General features: G+C 35.5%; 17 protein-coding genes, 1 other RNA gene and 1 riboswitch. Of the genes, 16 read left to right on the top strand and 2 right to left on the bottom strand.

Annotation, left to right across the window (positions count from 1 at the left end; all coding sequences use genetic code 11):
• Nucleotides 1–13 precede the first annotated feature (13 nt).
• From G6R40_RS04265 to G6R40_RS04245, 5 genes are all read left to right on the top strand, one after another.
• On the top strand, nt 14–502 hold the full coding sequence (locus G6R40_RS04265; RefSeq protein WP_165131995.1) for a DUF4920 domain-containing protein: 489 nt from the start codon (nt 14–16) through the stop codon (nt 500–502).
• Between the two features lie 142 nt (nt 503–644).
• The gene (locus tag G6R40_RS04260; protein WP_165131992.1) at nt 645–1,481 is read left to right on the top strand and encodes a 1,4-dihydroxy-2-naphthoyl-CoA synthase; all 837 of its coding nucleotides are present in this window, start codon (nt 645–647) and stop codon (nt 1,479–1,481) included.
• A gap of 80 nt (nt 1,482–1,561) precedes the next feature.
• Nucleotides 1,562–2,491: a 1,4-dihydroxy-2-naphthoate octaprenyltransferase gene (gene menA, locus G6R40_RS04255; protein ID WP_165131989.1), complete on the top strand. Its 930-nt coding sequence runs from the start codon at nt 1,562–1,564 to the stop codon at nt 2,489–2,491.
• A 6-nt stretch (nt 2,492–2,497) separates the two neighbouring features.
• Complete coding sequence (locus tag G6R40_RS04250; RefSeq protein WP_165131987.1) at nt 2,498–2,944, top strand: SRPBCC family protein; 447 nt, start codon at nt 2,498–2,500, stop codon at nt 2,942–2,944.
• 31 nt (nt 2,945–2,975) lie between these two features.
• Entirely contained in the window at nt 2,976–3,656 is a 681-nt protein-coding gene (locus tag G6R40_RS04245) for a metal-dependent hydrolase (RefSeq protein WP_165131984.1), read from the top strand.
• An 81-nt stretch (nt 3,657–3,737) separates the two neighbouring features.
• Here the strand turns inward: G6R40_RS04245 and ffs are convergent.
• An RNA gene (gene ffs, locus G6R40_RS04240) (signal recognition particle sRNA small type) lies at nt 3,738–3,835 on the bottom strand.
• A 196-nt stretch (nt 3,836–4,031) separates the two neighbouring features.
• On the opposite strand from ffs, the gene G6R40_RS04235 reads away from it, so the two are divergent.
• The 8 genes from G6R40_RS04235 to G6R40_RS04200 all read left to right on the top strand — a co-directional run bounded on the left by G6R40_RS04235 (nt 4,032) and on the right by G6R40_RS04200 (nt 11,339).
• Nucleotides 4,032–4,619: a DUF4199 domain-containing protein gene (locus tag G6R40_RS04235; RefSeq protein ID WP_165131981.1), complete on the top strand. Its 588-nt coding sequence runs from the start codon at nt 4,032–4,034 to the stop codon at nt 4,617–4,619.
• A 32-nt stretch (nt 4,620–4,651) separates the two neighbouring features.
• Entirely contained in the window at nt 4,652–5,602 is a 951-nt protein-coding gene (locus G6R40_RS04230) for a glycosyltransferase family 2 protein (protein WP_165131978.1), read from the top strand.
• Between the two features lie 20 nt (nt 5,603–5,622).
• Nucleotides 5,623–6,327 carry a GIN domain-containing protein gene (locus tag G6R40_RS04225; RefSeq protein WP_165131975.1) on the top strand — a complete coding sequence of 235 codons (705 nt, stop codon included), beginning with the start codon at nt 5,623–5,625 and terminating at the stop codon, nt 6,325–6,327.
• Nucleotides 6,328–6,340: 13 nt separating this feature from the next.
• Nucleotides 6,341–8,056 (top strand): phospho-sugar mutase, encoded by a 1,716-nt coding sequence (locus tag G6R40_RS04220; RefSeq protein ID WP_165131972.1) that lies wholly within the window; start codon nt 6,341–6,343, stop codon nt 8,054–8,056.
• A gap of 138 nt (nt 8,057–8,194) precedes the next feature.
• Entirely contained in the window at nt 8,195–9,448 is a 1,254-nt protein-coding gene (locus G6R40_RS04215; protein WP_165131969.1) for a pyridoxal phosphate-dependent aminotransferase, read from the top strand.
• Nucleotides 9,449–9,509: 61 nt separating this feature from the next.
• Nucleotides 9,510–10,241 carry a 3-deoxy-manno-octulosonate cytidylyltransferase gene (kdsB, locus tag G6R40_RS04210; protein WP_165131966.1) on the top strand — a complete coding sequence of 244 codons (732 nt, stop codon included), beginning with the start codon at nt 9,510–9,512 and terminating at the stop codon, nt 10,239–10,241.
• A 68-nt stretch (nt 10,242–10,309) separates the two neighbouring features.
• Nucleotides 10,310–10,972: a histidine kinase gene (locus tag G6R40_RS04205; RefSeq protein WP_165131963.1), complete on the top strand. Its 663-nt coding sequence runs from the start codon at nt 10,310–10,312 to the stop codon at nt 10,970–10,972.
• A 16-nt stretch (nt 10,973–10,988) separates the two neighbouring features.
• On the top strand, nt 10,989–11,339 hold the full coding sequence (locus tag G6R40_RS04200) for an arsenate reductase family protein (RefSeq protein WP_165137509.1): 351 nt from the start codon (nt 10,989–10,991) through the stop codon (nt 11,337–11,339).
• A 145-nt stretch (nt 11,340–11,484) separates the two neighbouring features.
• On the opposite strand, the gene G6R40_RS04195 is transcribed toward G6R40_RS04200, so the two are convergent.
• Nucleotides 11,485–13,968 (bottom strand): FtsK/SpoIIIE family DNA translocase, encoded by a 2,484-nt coding sequence (locus G6R40_RS04195; RefSeq protein WP_165131960.1) that lies wholly within the window; start codon nt 13,966–13,968, stop codon nt 11,485–11,487.
• A 442-nt stretch (nt 13,969–14,410) separates the two neighbouring features.
• Here G6R40_RS04195 and ccsA point away from each other — a divergent pair, with 442 nt between their 5' ends.
• From ccsA to G6R40_RS04180, 3 genes are all read left to right on the top strand, one after another.
• Complete coding sequence (gene ccsA, locus G6R40_RS04190; RefSeq protein WP_165131957.1) at nt 14,411–17,674, top strand: cytochrome c biogenesis protein CcsA; 3,264 nt, start codon at nt 14,411–14,413, stop codon at nt 17,672–17,674.
• Nucleotides 17,675–17,755: 81 nt separating this feature from the next.
• A riboswitch (cobalamin riboswitch) is annotated at nt 17,756–17,941 on the top strand.
• A gap of 95 nt (nt 17,942–18,036) precedes the next feature.
• Nucleotides 18,037–19,149 carry a T9SS type A sorting domain-containing protein gene (locus tag G6R40_RS04185; RefSeq protein WP_165131954.1) on the top strand — a complete coding sequence of 371 codons (1,113 nt, stop codon included), beginning with the start codon at nt 18,037–18,039 and terminating at the stop codon, nt 19,147–19,149.
• Nucleotides 19,150–19,241: 92 nt separating this feature from the next.
• The gene (locus tag G6R40_RS04180) at nt 19,242–20,108 is read left to right on the top strand and encodes an SPFH domain-containing protein (RefSeq protein WP_165131952.1); all 867 of its coding nucleotides are present in this window, start codon (nt 19,242–19,244) and stop codon (nt 20,106–20,108) included.
• Nucleotides 20,109–20,125 lie beyond the last annotated feature (17 nt).

Here is a 20,125-nt window from a genome sequence, read left to right as displayed (position 1 = left end):
ATTTAACATACGTATGAAAAATCTGTTGTTTTTATTGGGTTTAGGTCTTGGTGTTATGACATTCGCACAAGCGGGACCTCCAGCTGGAGAAGCTAAAGTAGGAGAATTCTACGGAAAAGATGTTGAAACGAAAGTTGCGAAAAAAGCCATTTCGGTTTCTAATCTTAATAAAAAGTTAACCAAAGAGGCAAAAGTTGAAAACATTGCGGTAAAAGGAACGGTTACAGAAGTGTGTCCAAAAAAAGGATGTTGGGTAAAACTAAAATCAGATGAAGGCAAAGACTTTTTTGTAAAAATGAAAGATTATGCTTTCTTCGTGCCAGAAGCTTTAGTTGGAAAAACAGTTGTTATGGAAGGAAATGCTGAAAGCAAAACGACTTCTGTTAACGAATTAAAACATTATGCAGAAGATGCAAAAAAATCGCAAGAAGAAATTGATGCGATAAAAGAGCCAAAAACAGAAACACGCTTTTTAGCAAGTGCTATAAAAGTGGTAAAATAATCAACACCGACCAGTCACAATTATTATATTGTAAAGCGCCTTTTGACATCATGTCGGAGGCGCTTATTTTTTGTTGAGTGTCTGCATAATGTCATTGTCTAAGCCGTTAATTCTGCTTATCTTTACACCAAATTTTAATAAAATGATAGACTGGAAAACGGTTAAAGAATACGACGATATTACCTACAAAAAATGTGGTGGCGTAGCCAGAATTGCTTTTAACAGACCAGAGGTACGAAATGCCTTTCGTCCAAAAACGACTTCAGAACTCTATGATGCCTTTTTTGATGCTTCAGAAGATCCATCTATTGGCGTGGTATTGTTGTCTGGCGAAGGTCCAAGTCCTAAAGATGGCGGTTGGGCATTTTGTAGTGGTGGCGACCAAAAAGCACGTGGACAAAAAGGTTATGTGGGCGAAGATGGAAGACACCGTCTTAATATTTTGGAGGTCCAACGTTTGATTCGTTTTATGCCAAAGGTCGTTATTGCTGTTGTTCCGGGTTGGGCCGTTGGTGGCGGACACTCGCTGCATGTAGTTTGTGATTTAACATTGGCTAGTGAAGAGCATGCTATTTTTAAACAAACCGATGCGGATGTTACCAGTTTTGATGGCGGTTATGGTTCTGCCTATTTAGCCAAAATGGTGGGGCAGAAAAAAGCCCGTGAAATTTTCTTTTTAGGTAGAAATTATTCTGCACAAGAAGCATTTGAAATGGGAATGGTTAACAAAGTTGTTCCTCATGCAGAGCTTGAAGATACAGCCTATGAGTGGGCACAAGAGATTCTTGGAAAATCTCCAATGTCTATCAGAATGCTGAAGTTTGCAATGAATCTTACAGATGACGGTATGGTTGGTCAACAAGTTTTCGCAGGCGAAGCAACCCGTTTGGCTTATATGACAGATGAGGCTAAAGAAGGTCGAAATGCGTTTTTGGAAAAACGCAAACCAGACTTCGGCGAAGATCAATGGATATCTTAAAAAGACTTAGAATTTAGAATGTAGAACGAAAAGATCTATTCTAACATTTTAAATCTAACATCTAATATCTAAAAAAATAAATGAAACATTGGATACAAGCAGCACGTCTGCGTACTTTACCACTTTCTCTCAGTGGAATTATTTTAGGTTCTTTTATTGCCAAATGGCGATTGTCTGAAGAAGGAGGTGTTTGGGATTGGAAGGTTTTTGCATTGGCACTTTTGGTGACTTTGTTGTATCAGATACTTTCCAATTTTGCTAATGATTATGGCGATGGCGTGAAGGGAACAGACCAATTGAGAATTAACGAAGCAGAATCCAGAGCCGTGGCTTCTGGGAAAATAACGCCAAAACAAATGAAAAACGCCGTCATTATAATGGCCATTTTATCATTTGTAGCAACTATTGCGCTTTTGTATGTCGCTTTTGTTCCTAGTTATATGAATGATTTTTACATTTTCATAGGATTAGGCATTGCCAGTATTTTGGCGGCCATTGGTTACACAGTTGGTAAAAAACCTTATGGTTACATGGGCTTGGGCGATATTTTCGTTTTTATATTTTTCGGATTGCTATCGGTTTGTGGTAGTTATTTTTTGTTTACCAAAAGTTTTAGTTGGGATATATTAATCCCAGGTGCTGCTATAGGAATGCTAAGTATGGCAGTACTCAATCTCAACAATATGCGCGATATGGAAAACGACGCAGCTTCAGGCAAAAAAACTTTGGCATTGAGACTTGGTTTTAAAAATGCAATGATTTACGAAATGTTATTGTTGCAACTTCCTATCTTGTTGATTTTAACCTTTTTAATGATTAATGGTTTACAAGCTGCGGGCAATTATTATGCATTTATTGTTATGATTTTGTTGTTTCCATTTGCAGCTTTGCGACGAAAAATTATGCAAGTGAAAGCCCATGAAGAGCTTGATCCTTTTCTAAAACAAGTTGGGATTTTAACCTTTATGATGGCGGTTTTAACAGCTTTCGGACTTAATTTTTTTAAATAATTAAATATGCAAATCAAGGCTTTTGTGAATTGTCAAATGCTCATAAGAAAACCTATTGATGAGGTTTTTAATGCATTCATTGATCCAGAAATCACAACTGAATTTTGGTTCACAAAATCAAGTGGTCAACTAAAAGTGGGTGAAACCACAACTTGGACTTGGGAAATGTATAATGTTTCAACAGAAGTACAAACTCTGAAGATAATCCCCAATCAAAAGATTGAAACGCTTTGGGGAAATCCTGCAACACACGTAGATTATGACTTTATATCCATGAAAAACGGAACTTTGGTACAGATTAAAAGTTATGGTTATACCCAAGAAGGCGAGGAGTTATTGAATGTCATTAATGATAATACTGGCGGTTTTACAACGGTTTTGGACGCTTGCAAAGCTTGGTTAGAGCATGGTGTAAAACTTAATTTGATAGAAGATAAATTTCCATCGGAATAATTTTTAAACATAAAATTTTAAAAGAAATAAAATGAAAATAAAATTCTTAGGACAAAACTGTTTTTTGTTCACACACAACGGAAAAACAATACTGAGCGATCCTTTCTATAACTTTCAAAAAGATAAAACAGGATTTGATATTTTATCACAAAAGATTGATTATGTGTTGGTTACACATGCTCATGGCGATCATACAGCCGACGTGGCAGAAGTTCTTGCAAATCATCCTGAAGCGACAGTTATTGGACAACCAGAGATTTGTGGATATTACAAACATGCTAACAATATTGACATTAACTTTGGAGGATCCGCGAAGATAGATGATCTTAAAATATCTATGGTGCCTGCAAATCATACGAGCTCTTTCCCAGACGGAACTTATGGGGGATTAGCAGCAGGATATATTTTCCGTTTGCCAGGCAAAAATCTTTATTTAGCAGGCGATACAGGCGTTTCTGCAGAGATGGCAATTTTCCCGAAAGTATTCGGAAAGTTGGATGTTTCTATTCTTCCGATTGGTCGTCATTACACGATGTGTCCAAGAAAAGCGGCTTTTGCAGCGAAAGAATTGTTGCTAACGCCTAAAGTTATTGGTTGTCATTTCGATACATTTGAGCCGATCAAAATTAATCATGACAATGCCAAGAAACATTTTGCAGATGCAGGAATTGATTTTGTTTTACCAGAATTAGGAGAGGAATTTGAATTTTAAAAAAATAAGAGATTTTAAAATGAAAAATAAATTTTAAAATCTCTTATTTCTTAAAGAAAATACGAAACGTATAGACACAAAAAATGGCAAGCTACCTACATCACACCGCTACAACCGTTTACCTTTGCTGCGTTCCCACCCTGGAGGATTCACAGGAGCTGGTTGTGTAGGACTTGCCGGTGCAAATATAGAAATTATTTATGAATTTGGAAGAACGATGATAGAAAAATCAGAAAAGACCGTTTTTTTTAAGGCTAATAGCTTGATTTTTAATTTGAAAAAAATGGATAATTTTTTATTTTAATAAATATATTTAGCTTTTAAATTATAAAAACAAGTCTTTTTATTATCAATTTTCCCACACTTAAGAAAATTATGACGAAAAATCCAGTTATTATTGGTTTAGTTTTATACGGAATAACGATGTTATTGTTCTTTGGCGTATATTATTTTTTTGCAAATGCTAATTATTGGGATACCAGTATGAAAATCAATGCATTTGGTTTAACATTCATTTATGGTATAACGGCTTTTATATCCACTTATCGGTTGAGAAAAGGCACAAGAATAACTTATCCGCAAGCCTTCAAACAATCTTTTGTAACATTATTTGTAGGTGGCTTTTTGTCCATGGCAAGCATGTTTTTGTTTCTCAATTATGTTGATACTAGCGCAAGAGATTTGCTGAATTATCAATATATACAGACGGAACTTAACAATCTTGAAGAAGCTTATCAAAAACAAAAAATTGATGCAGCCCATCACAAAGATTCCAATGTAGTTGTGGATTTGGAGAAAAGTTACAAAGAAGCAAAAGAGGCTAGAGAAATTGCTTTAAAGGAAAAACGAAACTATTTTTCGTTAGAATTTTTAGGAAAACTCTTTGGGGGCATCTTATTATTTTATTTACTTTTGTCTATCATTATTGCTGCGTTTTTGAAAAACAAAAAACGTTACGAATAATTTGCTGATTATAAACTGATTAAAGATTTTAAATGAATCTATCCATAGTAGTTCCACTTCTTAATGAAGAAGAATCCATAGAAGAATTATTCAACCGAATTGATGCTGTTTGCCGACAGCATCAGTTATCTTATGAAGTCTGGTTTGTTGATGACGGCAGTACAGATTTGTCATGGAGTATTATCGAAAATTTAAAAGTACAATATCCACAAATTCATGGGATAAAATTCTCTCGCAACTATGGGAAATCTCAAGCTTTGCACGCTGCTTTTGAGAGAGTTAAGGGTGAAGTTGTCATTACAATGGATGCTGATTTGCAAGATTTTCCAGAAGAAATTCCTGAACTTTACGATATGGTTCTTAAAGACGATTACGACATTGTTTCGGGTTGGAAAAAGAAACGTTTTGATAACGTTATGACAAAGAATCTTCCATCAAAAATCTTTAATGGTGCCGCCAGAAAACTTTCGGGCGTTTATCTTCACGATTTCAATTGCGGTTTAAAGGCTTATAAAAAACAAGTTGTAAAATCGATTGATGTCTATGGTGATATGCACCGATATATTCCGGTTTTGGCTGCCAATGCTGGATTCCGACGAATTACAGAAAAAATAGTGCAACATCAGGCAAGACCTTACGGCACATCAAAATTCGGGACAGAACGTTTTATTCGTGGCTTTCTGGATCTCGTAACGCTTTGGTTTGTAAGTCGTTTTGGTGGTCGACCGATGCATTTTTTCGGAGCAGCAGGAACGCTGATGTTTATCATTGGATTTTTGTCGGCACTTTGGCTAGGAATTTCTAAATTGATAGATGTTTCCAAAGGAGTTTATGGTCATCTTATAGCGCTTAATCCTTGGTTTTATATCGCATTAACCATGATGATTCTTGGAACTTTGCTATTTGTTGCAGGTTTCCTTGGCGAGATGATTATCAGAACCAAAAGAGAGCACAAAAATTATAATATAGAAGAGGTGATTTAATTTTAAAAATGAACAAATTCATGAAAAATTTTGTCGTTTTAATGTTGTCAATGCTAACATTGGTATCGTGTGGAAATATTGAACCGAAAGGTGATATTGTTGCAAAAGATGTGGAATTGTCGGAGTTTGACAAATTGGATGCAAAAGGTAAATTCAGACTTTTTTATGTGGAAAGCCCTCACAATTTTGTAACTGTTGAGACCACACCCAATTTTTTTGATAATTTAGAAATCAATGTGTCTAATAAAGTTCTGAATATCAAAGAAAAACGTCCTACGGAAAAAATCGGTTTTTATAACTTAACCATTTATGGAAAACATCCTTTTGACGATGTTAAACTTGCTGATTCTGTAGAACTTAACATCTCGAGCCAAATGAAAGTGAATGATTTTAAACTCACACTCCAAGACCAATCCAAATTCATAGGAGCGGTTATTTCGCAGAAAGCTTGGGTTAATATGACCCAAAAAAGCCGCGCCAATCTTTTAGGAAAATCAGATTTAGCTTATGTGAAAACGGCTGATACAGCCAGTATTATTTCGCCTTATTGGTTTGTTAATAGTCTAGAATTGGACGCGAAAAATAATACTTATACAGAAGTAAATGTCGATGAAGAAATAAAAGGAAGCGTGACCGATACCAGCAAATTGGTATATTACGGCAATCCTTCAAAAAAAATAAAAGTGACCGAAAAGGCAACTATGCAAAATAAAGTTCTAAACTAAAACATAATAACAGATGACAACATTAGAAAAAGCACAATTGTGGCTAACAGATATATTTGACGCAGAAACGAGAGAGAAAGTACAAGAACTTATCGATGCGAACGCGCCAGATTTAGAAGATTCTTTTTACCGAGAACTCGAATTTGGTACTGGTGGAATGCGCGGAATAATGGGCGTTGGGACCAATCGTCTTAACAAATATACGCTAGGGCAAGCGACGCAAGGTTTGGCAAATTACCTTCACCAGCAGTTTCCGAATCAAGACATAAAAGTGGCTATCGCGTATGACGTTCGTAACAATTCAAAGGAGTTCGGGAAACTGGTAGCGGATGTTTTGACTGCCAACGGCATCAAGGTTTTACTATTCAAAAATCACAGACCAACGCCAGAATTGTCTTTCACTGTTCGTGATAAAAAATGTAATGCAGGAATTGTGTTGACGGCTTCTCATAATCCACCAGAATACAATGGTTATAAAGTCTATTGGAATGATGGTGCGCAAGTGGTTCCTCCAGATGATGAGAATATTATTAAAGAAGTTTATGCAACGCAGTTTGATCAAATTAAATTTAATGGAAACGATGATTTAATCGAATGGATTGGTGAAGAGCAAGACGATGTTTATATCGATGCTTGTATGCAAAACTCGCTGTATCAAAATATTGGTCGCGACAATCTGAATATTGTTTTCACTTCTATTCATGGAACAACTTACACAACCATTCCGAAAGCCTTGAAAAAAGCGGGTTTTACAAAAGTTGATTTGGTGACAGAGCAGATGATTCCGAGTGGAAATTTCCCAACGGTGGAATCTCCGAATCCAGAAGAACCAGCAGCCTTGGAAATGGCAATGGATTTAGCAAAAATTACCAATGGCGATATCGTGATTGGTTGCGATCCAGACGGTGATAGATTGGGAATTGCTGTACGAAATTTAGATAATGAAATTCAATTATTAAACGGAAACCAAACCAATACAATTCTCACGTATTATATCTTAGATCAATGGAAAAAACAAGGGAAAATTACGGGAAAAGAATTCATAGGTTCTACTATTGTTACTTCTGATATTTTCTTTGATATCGCTCAAAAATTCGGGGTTGATTGCAAAGTTGGTCTTACAGGTTTCAAATGGATTGGTAAGATGATTCGCGATTTCGAAGGCAAAGAAAAATTTGTTTGTGGAGGCGAGGAGAGTTTTGGATTTATGACAGGAGATTTCGTTCGCGACAAAGATTCTTGTGGTTCTATTTTGTTAGCTTGCGAGATCGCAGCTTGGTGCAAAGCCAATGGTAAAACGATGTATCAATATATGATCGAGATTTACCAAGACTTAGGCTTGTATTTCGAAGGACTTGTTAACGTTGTTAGAAAAGGGCGCGAAGGTGCAGAAGAAATTCAGAATATGATGAAAAACTTCCGCGAAAATCCACCGAAAGAAATTGCAGGTTCATTGGTTGAAGAAATTAAAGATTTTAAAGAGCAAACTTGTTTTGTCGTTTCCAAAAACGCGAAAAACGTGATGGATGACATTCCAAAATCCAATGTTTTGATATACTATACACAAGACGGAACGAAAGTTTGTGTGCGACCTTCCGGGACAGAACCTAAGATTAAATTCTATGTTTCTGTGAAAGACAGCATCAGTTCAGAAGCAGATTTTGTAGAAAAGCTTCCACGATTAGAAGCAAAGATTGACGCCGTAAAATCGAGCTTAAATCTCAATTAATATCAAATTCGGGATTTTTTTGAAGTCCCGAATTTTTGTTTTTTATAACTTTATAATCGGAAAATTATAGAAGTTTTCTTCTTAAAAAATAGAATTAAAAATTCTGATACGAATAAATCTAAATACCTAAAAAGCAAAATGAAAGTTTCAAAATTAGCTACCAACTTAATCGGTTCCGAAATTGTAAAAATTGGTAACGAAGTTAACGATATGAAGGCAAATGGCGCCAAAATCGCTAATCTTACCATCGGCGATCTTAACTCGCAGCTGTACCCAATTCCCGAATTATTGGAAAAAGAAATTGAAAAAGCTTATAAAAACCACCAGACCAATTACCCACCAGCTAACGGAATTTTATCTTTGAGAAAAGCCGTTTCCGAGGATTTGAAAAACCGTTGGAATCTGGACTATTCGCCGGCTGATATTTTGATTACAGCGGGAGCAAGACCTTTAATTTATGCGATTTACAAAACAATCGTTGATGAAGGCGATAAAGTAATTTATCCAGTTCCGTCGTGGAATAACAACCATTATACCTACTTGACTGCTGCGCAAGGTATTGAAGTGGAAACAAAACCAGAGAATAACTTTTTACCAACTGCGGAAGAAATTAAACCTTATGTGTCGGAAGCGGTTCTTATATCTTTGTGTTCCCCTTTGAATCCTACGGGGACGATGTTCACGAAAGTGCAATTATATGGTATTTGTGAAGTGATTTTAGAAGAAAATAAACGTCGTTCTGCAGATCAAAAACCACTTTATTTATTATTTGATCAGATTTATTCTAATTTGACTTTTGGTGAAGAGCATTTCAATCCAGTTTCCTTATTTCCAGAACTGAGAGAATACACCATTTTCGTCGACGGAATTTCCAAAAGTCTTGCTGCAACTGGCGTTAGAGTCGGTTGGAGTTTTGGCCCTTCTGTTATTATCGATAAAATGAAAGCACTCAATACACATATTGGCGCATGGGCACCAAAACCAGAGCAAGAAGCAACCGCCAATTATTACCAGAATACTGCGGAACTGAATCGTTTTGTTAATCATTTTAAAAGCGAATTAGAAAACAGCTTAAAAGTTCTGCACAACGCAATTCAGGATTTGAAACAAAAAGGACTAAAAGTAGATAGTATTCAGCCGATGGGCGCTATGTACCTTACTATTAAGATGGATTATATTGGGAAAAAAATGCCGAATGGCACAGCGATAGAATCTTCCTCGGACTTGGTATTTTATTTAATTCGTGAAGGCGGCGTCGCTTTTGTACCATTTTCGGCCTTTGGATGTTCTACGACAGAGCCATGGTTCCGCGCTTCGGTAGGTGGCGTTTCCGTTCAAGAAATCCAAGAAATGCTTCCGAAACTTGAAAAAGCACTTATTTCTTTAATCTAATAATATAGCAGTGTAGCAGTATCAACTCAAATTGTTACACTGTTACATTTTAAAAAAAATTATGAAAATCATAGCTGTTATTCCCGCGCGTTATAATTCCACAAGATTTCCTGGGAAACTTATGGAAAAATTGGCGGACAAAAGCATCATTACGACAACTTACGAAAATGTTGTTGCCACAGGACTTTTCGAAGACGTTTTTGTTGCAACAGACTCCGAAATTATTTTTAAAGAAATTGAAAATAACGGTGGAAAAGCTGTGATGACGGGCGAACACGAAACGGGAAGCGACAGAATTGCGGAAGCGGTACAAAATATCGATTGTGACATCGTTATCAATGTTCAGGGTGATGAACCTTTTCTGAAACTAGAACCTTTAAAACAACTGATTGAGGTGTTTAAAAACGATGCGCACAAAGAAATTTCTTTGGCTTCTTTGAAAATCGAACTCACTGAAAAATCAGAAATTGAAAACCCTAATAACGTAAAAGTTATTACCGACAACAATGGTTTTGCCTTGTATTTCAGTCGTTCTGTAATTCCGTATCATCGGGAAATAAGCTATGACGTCAACTATTATAAGCATATTGGCGTGTATGCTTTCAGAAAAGAGGCTTTAATAAAATTTTCAAAATTAGCGATGAAGCCGCTAGAGATTTCGGAAAAAATAGAATGCATCCGCTATCTAGAATATGGTATGAAAATTAAACTAATAGAAACCCAGTTTGTCGGCGTTGGGATCGATACGCCAGAGGATCTGGAGAAAGCAAAGCTGATAATTGGACATAATTAACAAGTTTTATAATTTTCAAAACTTGTAAGCATTCAAAAAAACTTATATTTGGCTTTTAATTGCAATTAATGAAGAGATTATTATTAGTATTTGGTGTGGTTTTATCGTGCATTATTCAGGCACAAACAGCAAAAGAAATTATTGACAAAAATATAGAGTTAACCGGCGGACTTACCAACTGGAAACTTCTAAACTCTGTAATGCTACAAGGTCGCGTGACTTTGGGCGTTAACGACGAATATCCTTTCAAAATCTATCAAAAACGTCCCAATCTTACCAAAACCGTGATTATGATTAATCAAAAAGAAACAACGGTTGAAGGTTACGACGGCAAAAAAGGTTATGCGATGAACTATGCGCAGAACAAAATCCAAGAATATCCTAGCTATGTTCCGGAGAGTTTTGACAACGATTTTATAGATTGGGAAAACAAAGGTTTTGAAGCTAATCTTCTTGGAAAAGAACAAATCGGAAACAATACATATTTTAAAATAGAGTTGACAAAAAATGTTAACAAAACCCTTTATTATTTCGATGCTAAAACATTTATGCTTTATAAAGAAATGAAAAAAGACGAAACCATTACCTACGACGACTATAAAAAAATAGGAAATATTTTGATGCCTTACCGCATCGAATCTTCGTCTCCAAAAAAAGACAGCGACTATGTTCTTTCTATTTTTAAAATTGAAGTTAACAAAGAGTTTCCAGCCAATACTTTCAAATTTTAAATAAACATTATTGATGATGAAAAAAGTATTTTATCTTAAAACTTGCGGAACCTGTAAGAAAATAATGGCAGAGTTTGACCTTAACGGATGGGAACTTCGCGAAATAAAATCGGAACCAGTAACAACAGAAGAATTGGCAGAAATGTATAAGTTGACAAATTCTTATGAAGCCTTGTTCAGCAAAAAGTCAACGCAAATAAAAGCGCGAGAAATCGATACAAAGTCATTGGGTGAAAAAGATTTCAAAGATTTGATTCTCGACCATTATAGTTTTCTAAAACGTCCTGTATTCATCACCGATAAACAAATATTTGCGGGAAGCGACAAAAATAACTTGGAAAATTTGAGAGCTTTTTTTGAAGCTTAAAAAATAAATAAGAAGAAAATAAAAAGCGTATCAATGATTTTGATGCGCTTTTTTAGTATTTAATTTAAACTTAATTATTCAATGTAAAAGTTTGATTAAATGTATTAAAGAAACGCAGCAATCCAAAATCGGATTGCCGCGTTTTTTATTTTCTTAAATTATCTAAAAATTGTTCTAAACTGTTGAGGTCCGATATCAAAACTTCTCGGGCTTTAGCACCATTAAAACCGCCAACAACACCCGAAGCTTCCAGCTGATCCATAATTCTTCCAGCTCTGTTGTAACCCAATTTTAACTGACGCTGTAACATGGATGTTGAACCTTGTTGCGTGGATACGATAATTCTCGCAGCGTCTTCAAAAAGTTGATCTTTTTCATTAGGATCAAAACTTCCAACATTTGAAGAAGTCTCTTCACCACTGTATTCTGGAAGAAGATAAGCATCTGCATAGCCTTTTTGTTCTCCAATAAATTCTGCGATTTTTTCAACTTCTGGCGTATCGACAAAAGCACATTGCAGACGTGTAATTTCGTTGCCATTGAAATAAAGCATGTCGCCTTTACCAATCAATTGTTCTGCGCCTGGTGAGTCCAAAATCGTTCTGGAGTCGGTGTTTTGTATTACTCGGAAAGCGGCGCGAGCTGGGAAGTTGGCTTTTATCATACCTGTGATAACGTTAACCGACGGACGTTGTGTCGCAACAATTAAGTGAATACCAATAGCTCTTGCAAGCTGTGCCAAACGAGCGATAGGAACTTCAACTTCTTTGCCAGCCGTCATAATCAAATCTGCAAATTCGTCAACAACTAAAACGATATATGGCAAATAGCGATGTCCGTTTTCTGGATTTAGTTTTCGTTCTGTGAATTTTTTATTGTATTCTTTTAAGTTTTTACAGAAGGCATTTTTCAACAATTCATAACGATTATCCATTTCTATACAAAGTGAATTAAGCGTGTTAATTACCTTATTATTATCTGTAATAATCGCATCTTCCGCGTCTGGAAGTTTGGCCAAATAATGTCTTTCTATTTTAGAATAAAGCGAAAGTTCTACTTTCTTCGGGTCAACCATAACGAATTTCAATTCGCTAGGATGTTTTTTGTAAAGTAGGGACGTTAAGATGGCATTGATACCAACAGATTTACCTTGGCCTGTCGCACCAGCCATCAATAAGTGAGGCATTTTGGAAAGGTCAGCCATAAAGATTTCGTTGGAAATCGTCTTACCAAAAACCACCGGAAGGTCCATATCCGAATTTTGGAACTTAGCCGAACCTATTACAGAACGCATCGACACCATGGTAGGATTTTTTCTTGGAACTTCTATACCAATCGTACCTTTCCCTGGCATTGGCGCAATAATACGGATTCCCAAAGCGGAAAGATTAAGCGCAATATCGTCTTGTAATTTTTTAATTTGAGCCACGCGAATCCCTGCTTCTGGGACGATTTCGTACAGTGTTACTGTTGGACCAATCGTGGCTTTGATTTCTGCAATACCAACATTAAAGTTTTTAAGAAGACCGACAATTTTATTTTTGTTTTCTTCTAATTCGTCTTTATTAATGGTAATTTCTTCGTTTCCATATTCATTAAGAAGGTTAACACTAGGCATTTGGAATTTTGATAATTCTAAACGATGATCGTACAGCCCGAACTCTTTCACCAAATCTTTTGATTTTTCATCAGCAGGATCTAGGATTTCTTCTTTTTTAACCTCGATATTAAAAGCGATATCATTGTTTTCTATTGCGTTAGCTTTTGCACTTGTGGAATTTTCAGCCGAAGAATGTGCAGGAATATCGTTGTCTATTTTTAAAGATAGCGTTTCTGGAACTTCAATTTTAGAAGTAAGATTTTCTTCAACATTGTCAAAGCTTGTCTTATTAGGCGTAATAATAGTTGGTATGTCCTCAGTAACTTTTATTTTGGGTAACTCAGTTGGCGTTTCCTTTTCTTCTTCGATGATTTGAGTCGTTTTTTCTTCTTCCAATTCTTCATCGGCATCAAAATTCTCTTCAGACTTTGGCATCATTTCTTTAATCTTACCAATGGTATTTTCATTGATTTTATTAAATTTATTTTTGATGCTACTCGGTCTCAAATTAAATTCTAAAACGAAATAGAGCAAAATGCTTACGAGGATAATCACCCAAAGGCCTACAGAACCTACATAAGCACGGAGGTAATCCATAATTTGATAACCATAAACACCGCTCCACACGCCATCGCCTTTGGTAATAGCTCCTAAAAAAATGGGTAACCAACAAATGAAAAACAAGCTATGAGAAATGGTTTTCCATGGTTTGAAATAATTTTTCTTAAGGATGACAAAGCCTAAAACCATAATTAAAAATGAAATAATAAATGCGGCTATACCAATACTTTCAAAAATAAAAATATTACCAAGCCAATCGCCGACTTTGCCGAGTACATTCGAGGATTCAATAAGTCGATCTCCCATCGTGCCAGCCTGCGACTGGTCTGCTTTCCAGTTCATCAGATAGGAGACAAAGGCAATTGCCATGGTTCCGGCGATGCACAAAAACAAGATGCCAGTTACAATTCGGGATTTGGAGAGGATTTTTGGTTGAGAATCGGTGTTTGTATGTTTGCTTTTTTCCATTGATAGATGTGGTCAATAACCTGCAAATTTAGTCTTTTTTTAATGAATTTTGAAGCTAAATATAGCGCTTTATTAGTGAAAATTTCCAATTATTTGAAAGTAAATGCGATAATTTTTTGTCTAAACCACATTAAAAATATTATTTAGATTTAATAAAAATAGTTATGATTAAAGTTGTATTTTAGCTTGTTTTTTAAGATTTAATAACATAAAAAAAGATAATTTCGCCTTCTGTGATTGATAAAATTGATTTTGTTGAAGTCTAATCTATTTTGTGAATTGAATGTCATTATTTAATAGCGAATATCAATTATGAGAATTGTCATAAATATCTTATTTTATATATTTATTCTAAATAACATCACTATTTTTGCACTTAACCGAATCTAGGCTTTTTTTTGAGTTTCTGGATTTGGAAAATTATCTTTTATAAAGGATTATTATGAAAAAAATTCAGGATATTCTGATTTCTACGCGTACCATGGCGGTTTTGTTGTTAGCGTATGCAGTAGCCATGGCGGTTGCCACGTTTGTTGAAAACGATTACGGAACTCCAACAGCAAAGGCTTTGATCTATGAAGCCAAATGGTTTGAAGCCATTATGTTTTTGCTGATTCTTAATTTTATAGGAAACATCGCCCGTTATCGACTATTGCGTCGCGAAAAATGGCCTGTTCTGGTATTTCACCTTGCGTTCATTTTAATTTTTATTGGAGGTGCAATTACACGTTATATTAGTTTTGAAGGCATTATGCACATCCGTGAAGGCGAAACCAGTAACGAAATTATCACCGATAAAACTTTCTTAAAAGTTAAGATTGAAGAAAAAGGAGAAGAATTGCATTATCCAGATATTCCTTATCTGATGTCGCCGTTACATTATGATTTGAAAGCTAAATTTAATTTTCACGAAAAAGAAGTTTCCGTAAAAGCTGTTCATTTTTTACAAAGAAAAAAAGACAGCCTCACAGCTTCCCCGAAAGGTAAAGAATATTTGCATCTCGTTTCTACAAATGATCAAGGCGGACGTCAAAACATCTATTTGGCAGAAGGTGACGTACAAAATATCAACGGAACTTTGGTGAGTTTTAACAGAACCGCGATAGATGGTGCTGTTGAATTCCAAAGAAATAATGACTCACTTTACATCAAAACGCCGGTAGATGCGCAATATATGACAATGGCGACGCAGGAGACTGGTTCCACACATAAAGACAAATTCCAGCCATTGGCATTGAGAAGTCTTTATACTATTAATGATTTGCGTTTGGTTGTTCCAGAAGGCGTTATGAAAGGAAATCTTACAGCCTACGAAGGGGACAAGCAGAAAGATAAAGATGTTCCAGATCAACTGACGGTGGAAGTACAAGGACCAAAATCTAAAATGTTAGTCGATCTTTCGGTAGAAAAAGGAAATCCCAACGCTTATAAACAAATTACCTTGGATGGTATGAATGTGATGATTGGTTTCGGGCCAAAAGTTTATAACACACCGTTTGCATTAAAATTAGACAAATTTGTTATGGAGACTTATCCAGGAAGTTCTTCGCCGTCTGCTTATGAGTCGCATGTGAAAATTGTTGACGAAGGCAAAGAAACACCTTACAAAATATATATGAACCACGTTCTTAATCATAAAGGTTACCGATTCTTTCAAGCAAGTTTTGATCCTGACAGAAGAGGAACTGTATTGTCGGTTAACCATGACTATTGGGGAACTTTGTTTAGCTACATCGGATATGCATTTTTATTCTTAGGAATGTTTGTATCCATGTTTTGGAAAGGTTCCAGATTCTGGAATCTTAACAAAATGTTACGCGATGTCAGCAAGAAAAAAGCAAAAATGGCAAGTCTTGTTGTATTGTTTTTAAGTTTAGGATTAAATGCACAAAACATCGAAACACATTCTGTTAATGATGGTAGTAAAGAACATGCGATTGCTCCAAAATCTAATTCTGAAACAAGCCCAACACCACAGCCAAAAGCTGGTGCGGGAATGTTGTCTGCCGATGATTATGTAAAAAATATTAAGATTGATCCCGATCACGCCGAGAAGTTTGGACACATGTTGGTACAGTCTTATGAAGGTCGTATCCAGCCAGTTAATACGCAGGCATTGGATATTTTGCATAAATTGACAAGCAAAGGAAGTTTCCAACATCTTAATGCCGATCAATGGTTTTTAGCGGCGATTATCGATCCAATGTTCTGGGCGCAAGTCAACATTATTAAAATCGAAACGCGTGGAAAAGTTGGGAAAGATTTAGCGAAAATTACCAAAGCAACGCCAGAAGGTTTCACGAGTTTGGTGAAATTATTCCCAGCGGATGCGAGCGGAAATTTACGTTTCGTACTAGAAGACGAATACAATGCAGCATTCCGCAAAAAACCAGTTGATAAGAGCAAATTCGATGAAGCCGTTATCAAGCTTAATGATAAAGTCCAGGTGCTTAATGCTTTGATGTCTTATCAATATTTCCGTACGATTCCTGTTCAAAACGATGCTAATCATACATGGAATTCTGTAATGACGCCAGATTTTGAGGCAGATAAAAATGCGCAAGAAGTTTTAGGTCCATATTTGTCATCGGTTCTTATGGCAACCCAAAATAACGATTGGAAAAAAGCAGATCAAGAGCTTGCAAAAGTTGAAGCTTATCAACACAAATGGGGAAAACAAGTTATTCCGCCAGATGCAAAAATTGAGTTGGAAGTTTTCATGAACAAAATTGATATCAACTTTAAGTTGTTGATTTTCTATACTATTCTTGGAGGATTGCTGTTAATTTTAGCATTTATAGAATTGTTTAAACCAAGTAAAATTATGCATAAAGTTGTTAAAACTTTAATTTATCTTGGTGCCGTTGGTTATGTTTTACACTTCTTAGGTCTTATTGCAAGATGGTATATTTCTGGTCATGCACCATGGAGTAATGGCTACGAAGCAATTATTTTTATTTCTTGGGTTGGTATTACTGCAGGTTTTGCCTTGTACAGAAACTCAAATGCTTTGATTCCTGCAGCGGGATTCTTAGTGGCGGTTATTATGATGGGTTTTGCCCACGGTGGGGCAGCTCTGGATCCACAAATTACCCCTTTGGTTCCGGTGCTTAAATCTTACTGGTTAATTGTTCACGTGGCAATTATTACATCCAGTTATGGATTCTTCTCGTTATCTATGTTGATTGCTGTTATATCACTATTTTTCTATATCATAGCAACGCCTAATATTTTCAAAAAACACAATGATACGACTATAAAAGAATTGGCTATTGTCAGCGAAATGTCTTTAACAATAGGACTGTTGGCTTTAACAGTTGGTAACTTCTTAGGTGGTGTTTGGGCTAACGAAAGTTGGGGGCGATATTGGAGCTGGGACCCGAAAGAAACTTGGGCGTTTATCTCCATTATGGTTTATGCTTTTGTTTTACACATGAGATTGGTTCCTGGATTACGAGGAAGACATCTTTTCCATGTGATGACCATGTTTGCGTTTTGTTCTATGGTGATGACTTATTTCGGCGTTAATTATTATTTGACAGGACTTCACTCGTATGCAAAAGGAGATGCGATTCCTATACCACTTTGGGTATATCTTGGATTGGCATTTATGTTGACTTTAACATTAGTTTCTTATATTAAATACAAGAAGCTCCACCAAAGTCTTCATATTAAAAAAGATGAAAGAACAGATGTAGAACCTTAATTCTGTATAATTTAAAATATATTAAAGGCACATTTTCGGATGTGTCTTTTTTTTGTTTTACCAGAAAAAGCTTTATTTATCGTATATTTGCAGCAATTAGGTTAAAGTTTTACTTTATGAAAAGGGAATCAGGTTAAAGACCTGAGCTGTACCCGCAACTGTATACTAAAAAACTTGATGTCATTTTTTGAGTCCACTGAACAAAAATTTGGGAAGGACGACATCAAGATGTAAGCCAGGAGACCTGCCTAATGTTGATACTTTCGGGGATAAAGGTGAAGAACATTTTTGTTTTTTCATAAAGACTCTTTATGAGTATATCCCTGTGGTTTCGGGAGTTAAACTAATTTAATTTTATACTTATGAAGAGATTTTTTACAATTCTCAGCGGTTTTGTTATGGTCGCAAATCTTGCCAATGCGCAAATCATTAACTTTCCAGATGCTAACTTTAAAGCGGCAATTATCAAAGCTTACCCTGCGGTAGATAGCAACAAGGACAGTCAAATTTCTCAAGATGAAGCAAAAAGTCTAACATCTATCAGAAACCTCGCCAATTATCCTAATATTTATGATGCAACAGGTATCGAGTATTTTACCAACTTAACAGAGCTTAATCTTGGAGATTTGATTAATCTTAACAAGATTGACTTATCACAAAATACTAAACTCACAACGCTTAATCTCCGAAAAAATAAACTTGTTGGTACGCTAGATATCTCATCACTAAGCAATCTTACCAACTTGGAGCTTAACAATAACCAATTGTCGGAAGTTATCTTTCCAACAAATTCTAAACTTAAAATTGTATACATTAATGATAATCAATTGACTAGTATAGATTTGTCAGAATTGAAAGATTTGCAACGTCTATTTTTGGTTAACAATCAGCTAAGCAATCTCAATTTTTCGCAAAACATTAATCTAGAACGTATACACATCAATGGGAATCAATTGACCAGTCTTAACTTGTCAGGACTTACGAAGCTAAATTGGTTTTCAGCAGAATCTAATATTTTGTCAAACATAACATTTAGTAATAACCCATTGTTAAAAACCATTCTTGTAAAAAACAATCAGTTGATATCCTTTGATTTTATGGACGGTTTTGTCAATAATATTACACTAATTAATATTGAGGCTAATACAGGATTTAACCTGATAAAAAAAGATTGTAATGATAGTATTGTAGTTGTATCGGGTACATTTGTTCAGGATAATTGTGCCACCATGTCAACACATGATTTTGAGAATAAGGCGATCAATATTTATCCGAGTCTTGTTAATAACATAATTAATGTGCGCAATGCTGATTTTATTTTTGATTATCAAATATTTGATACATCAGGTAAGATTTTAAAAAGTGATAGTCTGAGAGATTCTGCGATAAATGTAGATTTTCTACCGAAAGGAAATTATATTTTGATTATTAAAACAAAAAATAAAGTAACATCACATAGTTTTATAAAGCTGTAATGTTTTAAAACGCTCTTGTAGCGTTTTTTTTGTTTTATAATTAAAATTTTTATATCTTTATGATATCAAATTAATATCAAAATTTTAATACTATGGAAAAAGTTTTAAAACCCATGTCTGGTTACATTGCTTTATTAATAAGCCTTGTTTTATTTTTTGGAGGAATAGGATTGTTTATCTATTCTATCGATTATAATCCTTTTTTGACTGTTATTGCTGTTTTGGCGGTCTTATTGTCATTTTTCTTTATGAAAGGTTTAATGATTATTCAGCCCAATCATTCGCGCGTTCTTAATTTCTTTGGGAAATATGTTGGATCGGTAAAAGATAATGGATTATTCTTTATAAATCCCTTGTATTCATCGCAAAGGATGAGTCTTAGATCAGAAAACCTGCAAGGTCAAACGCTTAAAGTAAACGATAAAATGGGAAATCCTATCGAAATAGGTGCCGTTATCGTTTGGAAAGTCGGCGATACATACAAAGCTGCTTTCGATGTAGAACGCTATTTAGAATACGTTAAAACTCAAAGTGAAGCTGCAGTGCGACACTTGGCGGTAAGTTTTCCTTACGACAATTTAGAAGACGAAAATGCGCCAATTACATTGCGTGGCGGTGGTGAAGATGTTAACCATATTTTGGAAAGAGAATTAACAGAACGTCTGGCTCCAGCGGGAATTGTCGTTCAGGAAGCAAGAATTTCGCACTTAGCTTACGCATCAGAAATTGCTGGAGCAATGTTGCAAAGACAACAAGCCACGGCAATTGTCGCAGCAAGAACCAAAATCGTGGAAGGGGCTGTTGGCATGGTAGATTTGGCTTTGAAAAAGTTGTCCGCGGAAAATATCGTAGATTTGGATGACGAACGCAAAGCCGCGATGGTGTCCAACCTTATGGTGGTTTTGTGTGGCGAAAAAGCAGTACAACCTATTTTGAATGCCGGAACATTGTATAATTAATCAAGCTTAGAATAAAA

Origin of the sequence: Chryseobacterium sp. POL2 (assembly GCF_011058315.1) — a bacterium.
Lineage (GTDB): Bacteria > Bacteroidota > Bacteroidia > Flavobacteriales > Weeksellaceae > Soonwooa.
Note: the sequence above shows the minus strand (reverse complement) of the source record. Positions and strands in the feature narration are given on the sequence as shown.